Origin of the sequence: Allomuricauda sp. XS_ASV26 (genome assembly GCF_041224615.1) — a bacterium.
In the GTDB taxonomy this organism is placed as follows: Bacteria; Bacteroidota; Bacteroidia; order Flavobacteriales; family Flavobacteriaceae; genus Flagellimonas; species Flagellimonas alginolytica.
The window spans coordinates 127,142-140,790 of sequence record NZ_JBGFGK010000029.1; the positions used below are offsets into that span (position 1 = coordinate 127,142).

The 13,649-nt window shown below is 36.2% G+C and carries 12 protein-coding genes; 6 read left to right on the top strand and 6 right to left on the bottom strand.

The features are described from left to right. Positions 1-4: 4 nt before the first annotated feature. The 3 genes from AB9K32_RS05045 to AB9K32_RS05055 are packed head-to-tail and all read right to left on the bottom strand — an operon-like array spanning position 5 to position 1,353. Complete coding sequence (locus AB9K32_RS05045; protein WP_369884543.1) at positions 5-151, bottom strand: hypothetical protein; 147 nt, start codon at positions 149-151, stop codon at positions 5-7. Positions 152-208: 57 nt separating this feature from the next. After that, complete coding sequence (locus tag AB9K32_RS05050) at positions 209-844, bottom strand: GntR family transcriptional regulator (RefSeq protein WP_369884544.1); 636 nt, start codon at positions 842-844, stop codon at positions 209-211. Positions 845-882: 38 nt separating this feature from the next. Beyond that, the gene (locus AB9K32_RS05055; RefSeq protein WP_252079768.1) at positions 883-1,353 is read right to left on the bottom strand and encodes a hypothetical protein; all 471 of its coding nucleotides are present in this window, start codon (positions 1,351-1,353) and stop codon (positions 883-885) included. 145 nt (positions 1,354-1,498) lie between these two features. Here AB9K32_RS05055 and AB9K32_RS05060 point away from each other — a divergent pair, with 145 nt between their 5' ends. The 3 genes from AB9K32_RS05060 to AB9K32_RS05070 all read left to right on the top strand — a co-directional run bounded on the left by AB9K32_RS05060 (position 1,499) and on the right by AB9K32_RS05070 (position 4,698). Then, the gene (locus tag AB9K32_RS05060) at positions 1,499-2,287 is read left to right on the top strand and encodes a hypothetical protein (protein ID WP_369884545.1); all 789 of its coding nucleotides are present in this window, start codon (positions 1,499-1,501) and stop codon (positions 2,285-2,287) included. A gap of 105 nt (positions 2,288-2,392) precedes the next feature. Then, on the top strand, positions 2,393-3,763 hold the full coding sequence (locus AB9K32_RS05065) for an aldehyde dehydrogenase (protein WP_369884546.1): 1,371 nt from the start codon (positions 2,393-2,395) through the stop codon (positions 3,761-3,763). Between the two features lie 134 nt (positions 3,764-3,897). Next, positions 3,898-4,698, top strand: a complete 801-nt coding sequence (locus AB9K32_RS05070; RefSeq protein ID WP_369884547.1) for a universal stress protein — start codon at positions 3,898-3,900, stop codon at positions 4,696-4,698. 1,579 nt (positions 4,699-6,277) lie between these two features. Here AB9K32_RS05070 and AB9K32_RS05075 read toward each other — a convergent pair. From AB9K32_RS05075 to xerA, 3 genes are all read right to left on the bottom strand, one after another. After that, positions 6,278-7,069 carry an AAA family ATPase gene (locus tag AB9K32_RS05075; protein WP_094998672.1) on the bottom strand — a complete coding sequence of 264 codons (792 nt, stop codon included), beginning with the start codon at positions 7,067-7,069 and terminating at the stop codon, positions 6,278-6,280. A 14-nt stretch (positions 7,070-7,083) separates the two neighbouring features. Then, positions 7,084-7,665, bottom strand: coding sequence for a recombinase family protein (locus tag AB9K32_RS05080; RefSeq protein WP_094998671.1), 582 nt, complete (start codon positions 7,663-7,665; stop codon positions 7,084-7,086). 121 nt (positions 7,666-7,786) lie between these two features. Continuing rightward, the gene (gene xerA, locus AB9K32_RS05085) at positions 7,787-8,605 is read right to left on the bottom strand and encodes a site-specific tyrosine recombinase/integron integrase (protein ID WP_136567480.1); all 819 of its coding nucleotides are present in this window, start codon (positions 8,603-8,605) and stop codon (positions 7,787-7,789) included. Positions 8,606-8,880: 275 nt separating this feature from the next. Between xerA and AB9K32_RS05090 the strand changes: the two genes are divergently transcribed. The 3 genes from AB9K32_RS05090 to AB9K32_RS05100 are packed head-to-tail and all read left to right on the top strand — an operon-like array spanning position 8,881 to position 13,227. After that, positions 8,881-9,087, top strand: a complete 207-nt coding sequence (locus AB9K32_RS05090; RefSeq protein WP_369884548.1) for a helix-turn-helix domain-containing protein — start codon at positions 8,881-8,883, stop codon at positions 9,085-9,087. Further along, positions 9,077-11,821 carry a restriction endonuclease subunit M gene (locus AB9K32_RS05095; RefSeq protein ID WP_369884549.1) on the top strand — a complete coding sequence of 915 codons (2,745 nt, stop codon included), beginning with the start codon at positions 9,077-9,079 and terminating at the stop codon, positions 11,819-11,821. Before AB9K32_RS05090 ends, AB9K32_RS05095 begins: the two co-directional genes overlap by 11 nt. Beyond that, positions 11,812-13,227 carry a restriction endonuclease subunit S gene (locus AB9K32_RS05100; RefSeq protein ID WP_369884550.1) on the top strand — a complete coding sequence of 472 codons (1,416 nt, stop codon included), beginning with the start codon at positions 11,812-11,814 and terminating at the stop codon, positions 13,225-13,227. Before AB9K32_RS05095 ends, AB9K32_RS05100 begins: the two co-directional genes overlap by 10 nt. Positions 13,228-13,649 lie beyond the last annotated feature (422 nt).

The window sequence follows — 13,649 nt, forward strand, 5'->3', positions numbered from 1 at the left end:
GCCCTTATTTCTGGAATGTTTTTCTTTTGACCTGATTCTGTTCCAGCGTATCCAAATCTTGGAAAATGCCACAAGAAATTTGCTTTTTGATCAATGATCTAGATTTTTTCCGTTTGGCAAGCAATTCTATTTCCTTATTTAAATATAGCATAATGAAGCATTTTTTATAGAACGGACAGGGCTTCTTTTTATTTTGAAAACCAATAGGTTATCCATTTTTTGAGATTTGCGTTTCAATATGATCTAAAACAGACATCCAGTGCATACGTAAAATTAATGCGGCTGTGGGAAGATTGTTTTCTTGTATGGTTTCCAAAACGGATCGGGCCTGTACTTTTATGTTTTCGAAAAAATCATTGTCTTGGATAAAATCATGCTCATAAAAATGAAGCCGGAGCTTAAGGTCTTTTAAAATTTGAAGCAAGATTTTATTGGTACAGTGCTGCACCAATGTATTGTGAAAATTGAACCGATGTACCAAGCCCTTTTCCAAGGACTTGGCCTCTTCCATTTTTTTCTGTAGAATTGCCAATGATTCTATCTGATCAGGGTGGAAAACGGAATTTTCCAGAGCCATTACCTCCAATTGGGCAACGATCTCGATAAGGTTTTTAACTTCATGTTGGGACAGTCGGGCCACGATGAATCCCCGATTGGGAACAGCCTGTAGCACCTGGGCCTGCTCTAATTGACTCAAAGCCTCTCGGATAGGGGTAACGCTTATCCCCATGTCCCTGGAAAGGGCGGCCAAATTAATTGTTTTTCCTACAATTAATTGCCCCGTTTGGATTTGAAGCAGTAAATGGTCCTTTACTTCGTCCCGTAATGCATGCGTTTTACCCATGTTGTATTGGATGGACAGCTCCTATTTTAGGGATTTGCCTACCTCCGTTCATAAATGAACGAAGAAATACCTGGCAAATCCTCGCCAACGGTTTTGATAATCCTATTATTGCTCAGTTGCAAGGTTCCAAGTACAGTGCTGCCCTGAAAAGCCACCTCGGATCCGTTGCTGGCCCATACGCCTGTGGCCAAATTGCTGCCATTGCAGCTGGCCACGTACAAATTATTGGTGATAGGGGTAAGTATAAAATTGGACTCCTCGAACTGGTAAGTGGAATCGTCCCTAAGTGTTATGGTACCCGCAATACAATTTTCCTCATCCAACAAATTATTGGATGATGACCCATCTCCATCAAGATCTATCGGCGAACTGACGTTAACCTCCACCAGTTCCCATGTACCCACAAGTTCCGCACTTGAAAATCCATCATCGTTTCCATCATCATCACTACAAGAGATTACACAGATAAGAGGGAGTAAAAGCAGTAAAACATTTCCGAATTTTTTCATGGGACCTATGTATTGTTTGGCTGAAAATAAGACAATTTAGATAAAAAAGTCCAACCTATACGGGTATTTCATCGATCTAAAACTGATAAATACACTAAAAAAATACGCGTCACGTTCTTGCTAAGTAAATACATAACCATATATAATGAAGAAACTTAGCTCTAAAATCTTAACCTTTTCTTTAATTGCCATAGCGTTGGCAGGTTTTCAATCCTGTAGTGAGGATGCCATGCCAGGTGAGGGCGAAAAGCTTACACAAGCGGAGTTACAGACCATTTTAAATACCGATGAGATCGCTGGTGCCGCAGATACCGCATTGGCCGATCTTTTTGCAGGAAATACGGCAAAAACAGCTACCGCGAAAGACGGTGAGTGTTATTCTGCCGAGTATACCGAAACGGGATTTGTGGCCACTTTTAACAATTGTTTGCTCAACGGAACCGATAATGCAAACGGTACCGTAACCGTAACGTATGAAGTAGGAGAGGAAGAATCGTCCTTTACGGCCACGTACCAAGATTTTTATGTGGGCAACATTAAGATCAATGGAACAAGAACTTACGAAATTTCGGCCGGAAGCCAAGAAAATTCAGTTTCTTTCACCGTGGAGAGCGACATGACCATTGAGATGGAAGACGAATCGATAATTTCGGAAAATGGAACCAAAACTTTTGGAATCACCTTTGGTGATGATTTGGAAAGTACGGTATTCAGTCTTTCGGGCAACTGGACCGTGGAAACCGAAGGAAACACCTATTCCGTGCAAACCCTCGAAGATCTTCAAGGGAATGCCACTTGTGAATACCTGACCACGGGCAGCATGACCATCTCCAAAAACGGATTGGCCGTTACGGTGGATTTTGGAAACGGAGAATGCGATGACGTAGCCACCATAATTTATCCAAACGGAGCTACTGAGGAGATTACATTATAAATCACCCCAACAATATTAATGGAAAGCACCGACTGTTATCGGTGCTTTTTTGTTTTAATAGGTTACTATTCTTTGTTTGGTTATATTTAAAGAAACGTTTCTCATATGGTTAAGCAATTGGTAACGGCCCAAAATGATTTTTTTGCCACTCACAAATCAAAAGATGTTGCTTTTAGAAAAAAATATCTGAAAAAATTGCTACAAGAGATTGAGGGTCAAGAAGATGCCGTTTGCGATGCCTTGTACGCCGATTTTAAAAAGCCAAAGTTCGAAAGCCTGGCCACCGAGACCCAGTTGACCTTGGCCGAGTTAAAGCATGCCATTAAAAATATAAAGGAGTGGAGCGAACCCAATAGTGTTGGACCATCCTTGCTAAATTTTCCGTCCAAAGAGTGGATACAACCGGAACCCTATGGCAAAGTGCTCATCATTTCACCTTGGAACTATCCCTTTTTGCTCACCATGTCGCCCTTAATAGGAGCTTTGTCCGCCGGAAACACCGCAATTCTTAAGCCATCGGAATTTAGCCCGAACACCTCTAAGATCATCGCGCGGATAGTAAGAAAGGTATTCCCGCCAGAGTATGTTACCGTTGTTGAGGGTGGGGTAGAGGCATCTACCGAACTATTGGCCGAAAAGTGGGAATACATCTTTTTTACGGGCAGTACACGTGTCGGTAAAATTGTGTACCAAAAAGCAGCGGAACATTTAACACCTGTTACTTTGGAACTTAGTGGCAAAAATCCATGTATTGTGGACGAAACCGCATCCATAAAATTGGCGTCTAAAAGAATTGCATGGGGAAAATTTATAAATGCAGGGCAAACATGTATTGCCCCCGATTATATTTTGGTGCACAAGAGCGTAAAAAATGACCTTGTGGACGGGTTAAAATCCCACATTGAACAATTTTATGGAAATACTATTGAAAACTCAGAGGATTTTGCACGGATTACCACGAGTAAGCATTACGAAGAACTGAAAACCATGCTCCAAGGTCAAAGAATACTTTTTGGAGGTAATTTTAACGATAAAGATCGTTTTGTGGAACCTACATTGGTGGACGAACCGCCCTTGGAGAGTACTGTAATGGGAGGGGAGGTCTTTGGTCCTATTTTGCCCATAATTTCGTATGATGACGAAAGTGAACTGGACAACTATATTTCTCGCTACCCCAACTCTTTGGCCTTTTATGTGTTCTCTACCAACAAAAAGTTTCAAAAACGGATGATGCGCCAATACTCCTTTGGTGGGGGAACCATAAACGATACCGTGGTACACATCAGCAATAAGTCCTTGCCCTTTGGTGGGGTGGGGCAATCTGGAATAGGGGGCTACCACGGCAAACATTCCTTTGATTTGTTTTCGCACCATAAATCGATTGTAAAACGTGCCAATTGGTTAGATGTTCCATTGAGGTACGCGCCGTACACGATTTCTTTGGGTTTGATGAAAAAAATCAAACATTTCTTCTAAAAAGTGGTTATAAATCTTTGATTTGATGTGAAATTGGTTGCGAAAATCACATTTATCTATTAATCCTGCGTTAAAAAACGGGATAAAAGCGAGTTAGGTAGTATCTTTAAGTAAAAGGATAATCACAATCAGGTATGAAAAAACATCACAAAAAGTATCGTATCTCCGTATTGTTGGATATGACGGACAACTCTGAGTCTGTCCTGTCCAGTGCGGTAGAGCTCGCCAAGCGTGTTGATGGTGACATAGAGGTCTTCCATGTAAAACCAGCTACAAATCTAATCAAAGGTGATAGCCAATTATCGGCCATTCGAACGCTGAACCAAGATGATAGGGCCACGAGGTCGGCATTGGAGCAGTTGATTTCGCGCGTTAGCTTGAATGAAGATTTCACCATCGGCTACAAACTGGAGTATGGCAATGTTAGGAACAGGGTCGGTGACTATTTGGCCAAGGCAACACCCGATTTTTTGGTTTTGGGCAAGCAACGACCAAAAATTGGAGTTTTCTTTGAAAGTATCACAGATTTTGTAATAGATCAGGTTAGCCATACCCACGTTCTAATATTGGGCAACGATAACAGCTTGCGTTCGTTCGACGATATTAATCTGGGTATTTTCGGCGATGAATTGGCGGAAAACGACCTAGACCTAATTTTGGAACTAAAACGGGATAACGAAAGGCCGGTACGACATTTTGGAATTTCAGATGAACAGGAATCGGAAACCCGTGCATATCCATGGCAAAAAACGGTTTCCTATAATTTTAGTCGAGGCAGTAATGCCGTTGATGGCTTGGTGAGTTATGTTTCCAGGACAAATACGCAGCTATTGTGTATTTCCCAGAAAGGAAACGATTCTGATTTTTTTAAATCGAGTCCCATAAAGTCCGTTATCCGAAAGGCCAACGTTCCATTAATGATTTTGGGAGGGTAGATTGGAAAGGGAAGCTGTTAGGGCTTCTTTTATTCTCTATTTTACATAATGTAAATTATAGTACAAATGTTATAGTGCAGCAAATTGTGTATAGCTGTGCTATTTGATATAAAATCAGTTCTGATGCTTTAGCGTCATAACGATACCGATTTTATGTCAAAGCACTTTGCTTTAAACATTCGTTGTTTTATTTCCAACGCACCATCTCGCCGCCAAATAAAATCATCCGCTGGATAATTTTACCTGTCACGTGTAAGCTATAATTTTCCATTATGTAAAATATCCCTCATGTGAGCGTCATGGATTGAAATTTTCAATGGGGTCATGAAACATTCACTAGCGGTCGGCTGCGCCGCATCTTTTCATTTACTCACACAATAATTATTTTACGGGTGTTCGTGAATGTGCAAGCACATTTGTACCATAATTTGTCGTTATATTTAATTGCCGCGCGCAATCGCTCGATTGTTTTGTAAACAAAAATGCTTGATGCATTTTTCTCTACACACAATTTGCCAACGCTTGCCCACAGCATAAAGCAAAGTATTTTTTCCTCAGATTAAGCTGTCCGTTTGATTTGAAATCTTTAGAAGAAAAGTTCAGAAACTTTGTTGCCAGCTTGCCGCAAAAGCTTACAATTTAGCGGAGCGTAAATTTCTAAGCACTTGCTCACATCCTCTTCCGAATCAGCTTTTTTTATGAGCGATTCTAACATTATGTCAAATAGGATTGAAACCTCTCGCTGTTATCTCCTTTCTTTTTTCTTGATAAAAAAGAAACAAAAAATCAAGAAGAAAATATGCTTCCACGCTCCCTTTGTGTCTGGTGGTTACACCACTCAAATGCTTTGCATTTGAACACAAAGCCCAGGGCAATGGCTCTTTGCGTCAAGCCACAAATTCACCCCTCGCCTGCCCGCATTTTCTTCTGGCCATTTTCTTCCTATTCTTAAGCCTCCCAAATGATACTTATGATAGTTCTATATTGCCTCGTTGGCCTAGTGACCTCATAGCTGCATAAAACGACAACTTAGCTCACAGGTACTGAAAACACTGGCACTTCTTATACAATGGTTACATCTCAAAAGTTGGCCAAAAGTCCAATTGGATTAACCAAACTACTATTCTGCAAATGCTTAAGAACATTCGTTTGTTTCGGGATTACACTACCATTTCATAGCTTTTGAATATAACTTGTGCCCAAACTGTTTTATGGACTATCTTTACGGAAATCAACCGATTATGTTTCTTTCCAAATTCCTAAAAGGCTCAATGTTTTAAGTATTCACTTAAAACATTGAAATCGTGAAATATACGAAACGATTTGAAAGGGCTTTTGGACTTACCCCTGAAGGACATATTGATTTTCCAAAGAAAATATCCAATGTTCGTTTATCAAGGATTGACAACTATCTTAAGATGGGTGGCTGTTGTTACTGTTTTCCCCACGGGATTGAAACGACCAACTCGAAGTATTCAAAACGTACCAGGAACTGGAAAAAACATAGGAGAAACCAATACAAGGGATAAATGGTGGTATCCATTTTTTGACGGCACCGCATATTATAATACCGGACTTTCTACTTGAAAAACCTCAAATAGCTTTCTGGACTTTGCAGGAACGACCTTGTAATAGTGTAATGTTCTGTCTCCTCCAAAGATACTTTGTTCATTCCTTTGTCGGTCACCTCATATATATTGGCTCCGGGATATGCCATAAGCATAGGTGAATGTGTAGCTATAATGAATTGGGACATATGGGATTTAAGATGTTCTTGGATAAAATAAAGCAAGGACAACTGTTTGGATGGTGACAAAGCGGCCTCCGGTTCATCCAATAGAAATATCCCGTTTCCATTTATAGTATCGTCCATTATCTTCAGGTAGGCCTCCCCATGAGAAAAACCTTGTAGATCCTGACCATAGTTCAATCGCATTCGATAAATCTGATAGTTTTGGTTGTCCTTCATTTCTTGGATGATATGGTCTGGAACTTCTCCATAAATATCCTTGAAGGATTCATGGAGCCTGGCATCCTCTCTGTCGATACTGTTCAAGAGGTCACCAAAGTCCTCTGCCCTGAAGAAAAATCCTCTGGGTTTTTCAATTTTCCAATCTAAATGCAGATATGGCGTCAACGAACGGGCTGCCTTGAAACAATTTTTACCATACCCAAATCCATCCATATGTGGTAATTGTAAACGAAGTGCCAATGTTTCGAGCAATGTGGACTTTCCGGTACCGTTATCACCTATAATAAAGGTAACAGGTGCGGATACATCAACGTCCTTTGCAAACTTTATTGCACTGACATCATAGGGAAACGGATGGGTTCTTTCTGTAGTTATGCTAAGTGATGTGAGGTAAGACATAGCCTTGTCTGAGATTAACTACTTGATTTTGACGAAAGTTCTTTTTCTACTCTATAAAAAGAGGTCTTACCGATTTTTGCCCGTTTGCAGGCCAAATCAATCGATACTCCTTGATTCCCGTACAGATGCTTGGCATAATGGTACTTTTCGATTGTTTCAATCTTCGACCCTTTGGGCCTGCCCAACAACTTGTTCCGCTTTCTTGCATTATCAAGCCCCACCTTTGTGCGTTCACTGATAAGGTTGCGTTCGAATTCCGCAACTGCCGCAAAAATCTGTAATAAAAATTTACCGTTGGCCGATGTGGTGTCGAATTCCGGTTCGCTCAAGCTTTTGAAATGTACCCCTGCCTCATTGAACCTATCAATAAGTTCAACCATATTTTTCAGCGAACGGAAAACCCTGTCGTTTTTATAGGTAAGGATAGTGTCCCCCTTTCGCATATATCTCAGCATTTCGTTCAATCCTTTTCTGTCGTCCCGGGTACCGCTTGCTATATCCTTATAAATTTTCTCACAACCAGCATTTTTTAACAGATCGATCTGTGCTTCAAGCTTTTGCTCGGGTGTCGATACCCTGGCATATCCTACTACCATTTTTAGTTCCGTAAAAGGTTATATAACGAAACTACTAAAAAGAACGATAAATGGAACTAGGATAAGATATTTTTTTAGGGCATTTCGGTTGTACCGAAAAACGGCCAATTTATGGAGCGGTTCAATCATCAAAAGGACTTGTCACATTCAACAAAGTAGGTTCAGTAACTTGGGTATAAATCATGGTCGTCTTAATGGAATTGTGCCCTAAAAGTTTTTGGATGATTCTAATATCGGTACCATTTTCCAATAGGTGCGTTGCGTAACTGTGCCTCAAGGTATGCGCGGTGATGTTTTTATTTATTCTCGCCCTTTTGGCAGCAGCCTGGAGAAGCTTGTTGAAACTTGACGAAGAATACCTGTCTCCCTTTTGGCCTTCAAATAGGTATCGTTTGGGCGTATATTCTTTATAGTACTCACGAAGCATTGACAAGGTTTTTTCAGATAAGGGTACTATCCTGTCCTTGTTGCCCTTTCCTGATTTAATATGTATCACCATTCTGGATGAATCTATATCCTTGATTTCAAGTGCAATCAACTCGCCTACCCTTAAGCCTGCACTGTAGACCACGGCTATCATGCTCTTATGCTTGATGTTGTTGGCTTTTTCAATGATTTTAAGAACTTCCTTTCTTGCGATGACTACGGGGAGCTTATTTGGCTTTCTACTCGGAAATAGATATTCCAAGTTAATGTTCTGACCGAAAATTTCTCTGTAATACAGCTTCAAGGCCATCGCTACCTGTTTCTGGTAGGAATAGGATACTTTCTTGGTGTGTACCATATGATAGAAGTACCTGTGAAGTTCGGTTTCATCAATCTTGTTCAGTGGCTTTTCAAAAAATTGAGTCGCCATCTTTACGATGGAAGAGTAACTCTCTATAGTGTTCCTGCTATACCGCTTAACCTCCAATATTTTCACAAAATCAGGCAATGACATAATAATATGAAGATATCGATTTATAGTGAAAAAGTACTATTTTTATCCAACATCAATATGGTTATGCGGAACTTTCCGGATATCCAGTAGTTAGCTACAAGCTCTGAAAAGCCAACGCGCAGTCAAGCACATTTTATTTTGCTCGTGCCTCACAAAATAAAAAGAGCTTGCCTTTTCCCACCACTCACTCATACGAAATGATAATTTTAATACTCATTTAGTGAGTATATTGAAAATGTTATTTACATTAGTGGTCTGAATTAAAAAAATTCAAAATGAACCGAATAAAAGAGGTTTTAGAACAAAAAGGAATTAAACAAATCTGGTTGGCAGAACAACTAGGAAAGAGTTACAATATGGTACACTCTTACGCTCAAAACAAAAGACAACCGAGTTTAGAGGACTTATACAAGATTGCGGAAATATTGAAAGTAGAAGTTGCTGAATTACTAGAAAAACGAAATACAACCAATGACAAATAACTGGAGAACATTAGTTGAAAACAAACTCAACAAGCAAAAAAATGTAATTGCAAAAATCAATGTTGAAAAAGCAACCGTAAATTATTCGGAAAAAATAAAAAGTAACAGGACTTTAAAAGCACTAACTGGTGATGAAGAAATTGTTAGAGCATTTTTAATAGATAGACTTGTTAACGAATTAGATTATAAGCCACAAAATCTAGAAACGGAAAAAGAATATTCTGTAAAAATTGGGAGAGATACTAAAAACCCTAGAATTGATGTGCTAGTAAAAGATGACAAAGGAAATCCTTTCTTTTTTATAGAAGCAAAATCACCTCAAGACTATGAAAACGGAAAAGAAACAATTGAAGGACAGCTTTTTACCCTAGCTCAAGAAGAAGAAAAGAAACACAAAACTAAAGTAAAATATTTAGTTTATTATACTGCTGAATTACAAGACAATCAAATAATTGACAGAGCAATTATAATTGATTTTGATACTTACAAAACATATGACGATTGGGAAAAAGACGGTTATATTTCTATTGGCACAGAATTAACTGCTGGTTATGGAGAACCAAAAAAACAACCTTTAATAAAAGGTGATGAAAAATATGATTTACGTGTTAGAATAAACAGGAATGAAATTGAAGGATTAGGAAAAAATCTACACAACGTACTTTGGGGTGGTGGTGGAACTAACGATAGCGAAATATTTTATTCTTTAGTGAACATCATTCTTGCAAAAATTCAAGATGAATACGAAAAAGAAGATGGAGAGGAATATGACTTTCAAATCTATCAATATGGTTCTCATATTGAAGCTCAAAATAAAATATTTACAAGAATAAATGAACTTTACAAAAGAGCATTAAAAGAACAATTAAATGTTACTGACCAACAAAAAATTGATGATGACAATATCATTAATAGAAACAAGTTTCCATTAAATAAATTAGTTTACACAGTTCAATCTCTTGAAAGCTTTTCATTTCTTGAAGGTCGAAGCTCTCTTGATGGTAAAGATATACTTGGTGACTTTTTTGAAAGCATCACAAGAGACGGTTTCAAACAAAATAAAGGTCAGTTTTTCACACCTACACCAATTGTAAACTTCCTTTTATATGCTTTACAATTAGACGATTTAGCTTTAAGTAGATTAAATAATAATCGTGAATTGCCATTAATAATTGACCCATCAGCAGGAAGTGGAACTTATCTTGTTGAGGCAATGAAACTTATTACTAAAGAAGTAAAATATAAACAAAGAAAAAAAGTAAAATCTAGTCGACAAATAAAGCAAAGATTTGAAGAATTGTTCACGCCAGATTACAACGAGAACAAATGGGCAAGAGAATATCTCTATGGCTCTGAAATAAACTTTGATTTAGGGACTTCTTCAAAAGTAAATATGATTTTACACGGAGATGGTTCTACTAATATTTTTGTGAAAGATGGTTTATTGCCATTTCGTTTTTATGTAAAAGAGACTTCCCCAAACTTTCTAGAAACTGCAACAAATGAGGAAATCTACAACAATAAAGAAGTAAATGGAAAATTTGATGTAGCTATTAGTAATCCACCTTTTAGCGTTGATTTAGATAATCAAACACAAAGAGAAGCAAAAAACGCTTTTCTTTTTGGCGATAAAAAGAATTCGGAAAACTTATTCATTGAAAGATATTATCAACTATTAAAAGAAGGAGGTCGTTTAGGTGTTGTTTTACCAGAAAGTGTTTTTGACACAACAGAAAACAAATACATTCGTCTTTTCTTATTTAAATTCTTCAATATTAAAGCAGTTGTAAGTTTACCTCAAATAACATTTGAGCCTTTTACTTCAACAAAAACAAGTTTACTTTTTGCTCAAAAAAAGACAAAAGCAGAAGTTGAAAAATGGAATGTAGTTTGGAACAAATATGGTAATGAATGGAGTTTATTAAACACACGAATTAAAGACTATAATTTATACTTTGTTGACAAAAAACCTCTAAATAAAAAATGGGCAAAAGATGTAGTTTCAGACATTGAGAAAAAAAACAATAAAAACATATTAAATAATATTTACAGGTTCTTAAAAGACTACTTGACAGAAGAAGACAAAACTTTAGACGTAACAGACATTTTAACAAAATACCAAGATGAAATTAAAAGTTTGTCTAAATATGATAAAGAAACAGAAGTGTTTGGTTTTTATAATACGTGGTGGGTTTTTGGTGAAGTTGCTAGAGAATTTGATTATGACATATTTATGGCAGAAGCCGAAAATGTTGGTTACAAAAGAACTAAAAGAGGTGAAAACCCAATGCCAAATGACCTTTTCGACAAAGAAATTGCACCTCAAAACATAGACACTAATTCAATTATTGAAAGTTTTCAAAACAATATTACAACTGCCAAAAAACAAGAAAAAGAGCTTTTAACAATTAAAGCAGAACTAGAAAAGAAATTAAAAGCAAATAAAATTGCTTCCAATCAAAAGAAATTAGAAAAAATAGTAGCTGATATTGAAAACATTGGTAATAAAATTGAAACGCTTGAGTCTGACTTGGAAAACATTACAACCTTTTTAGAAACATATTATTCAAATGATGAATTAAAAACAGAATATTACGAAAGAACTGACCAAGACTTATTATATCAATTTGACAAAGGACTTTTAACACAATATAAAAGTGATGATGTTTTACTTCGTAATACTGAAGTTTTGAACATTTTAGACGCAATAAGAAAAGATGTAATATGGGAGTAAATTGGTCTAACACAAAGTTTAGTGATGTAGGTAAAACTCATTATTTATTTTCACATTTTAATTACTTTAAGCTACGTAAGGAAATTGATGCAGACAAATCCTTTTTGCAAGAACGTATATCTGATTATTTCGAAATTATTTCGGGCTATGCTTTTTCTTCAAAGGATTACTCTGAAAAAGGAACTTCTGTTTGTAGAATTGGAGACATTTCAAAATTAGGTGATATCCTATATGATGAAATGAATAAATTACCTGAAGATTATTATAATACTTTTAAAAACTATCAAATAAAGGAAAACGACATACTTATTGGTATGACTGGCGATGGAAAGTATTTTAAAACAGGTCTAGTTGAAAATTTAAAAACTCAATTATTATTAAATCAACGGGTTGGTATTATTCGATTAAAAGACAAGACTATCAATTTTAATCCAAAATTTTTATCCTATTTATTAAAGCTAGATAAAGTTCAAAATCAGATAAAAATTGTTGCAATGGGTAAAACACAAAAAAATGTTAGTCCATTTGACATATTAAGTGTTAGGTTTCCTAAAGTAGATTTTGAAAGACAAAATTTAATACTCTCTAAAATATCGCCATTAGAAGATGAAATCAATTCTTTAAAAACATATAAAAAAGAAAAAATAGAAATTATAAATTCTGTATTTGCAGAAGAATTCAATTTTAATTTTGAAGAATTCAATAAGCTTAAAGATGAGAAAATAGTTTCTTCTTCTCTAGTTAACTTTTCCAATAATATAGATTGTCGATTTGGTTATAGATTTCAACATAAGTCTGGTAAATATATGATGGACTTTTTAAAATCTAAAACTCAAAAAAGGATAAAAGATTATGTTGCTATTCCAATTAGTTTAGGGAAAAGTGTTTCACCTTCTCAATATGACGAAGACGGAGAATATTACTATATATCAATGGCAACTGTTAAGAAATTTTATTTCGACAAAGAAGATGCTAAAAAGGTATCAGATGATTATTCAAGTCAAAACTTAAATAAAGCTGTTAAGAAGAACGATATCATTATGACAAGGTCTGGTATGGCAATTGGTAAGTTTGCATTAATTAAAAAAAATATTAAAGGTATTTACGCAGATTTCACAATGCGCATAAGACTTCAAAATTACAATCATCAATTAGCCTATTATTATTTCAGAAGTATATTCTTTCAACAATTAATTACAACAAATAAAAAAGGGTTACAGAATCATAATATCTTTCCAAGTATGATTCAAGAGTTTCCAATTCCTGATTGGTCGATTGAAAAACAAAATGAAATTTGTGATAGCATCACAAAACAAATTGATGAACAAAAAGAAATTGATAGAAAAATTGAACAAAAACAGAATGAAATAAAAAACTTAATAGAAAACGCAATTGAATCGGAATAGCCAACGCAAGTTCAAGCACATTTAAAGTTTGCTCGTGCCTCACAAATTTAAAAGAGCTTAAACGCCAACGCTAGCAAGTTTGCGGAATAAAGCCAGTAGCTAACAACGTGTATAAAACATAGCTATTATAGGCTTTCCGAGAGGTTTTTGTATATTTACAAAGTACGCCAAATTTTTTATTTGGTTATATTTAGAAAAGAAAATTAAACATAAAAATAAAAAATTGGCTTGTGCTAAATCCGAAAAGTTAGTGTCTATTTATACGCTACGTTTCATACACAAGACCGTTGGCAATAATTAAAACCAAAGAATATGAAAACAAAAAAAACCTTGTTACTGATTTTGGGAATATGTCTATTATTCTCTTGTAAAAAAAATGAAAAACAACGAGTAGAAAATAATGCTGTTGTCTATTATGGTGG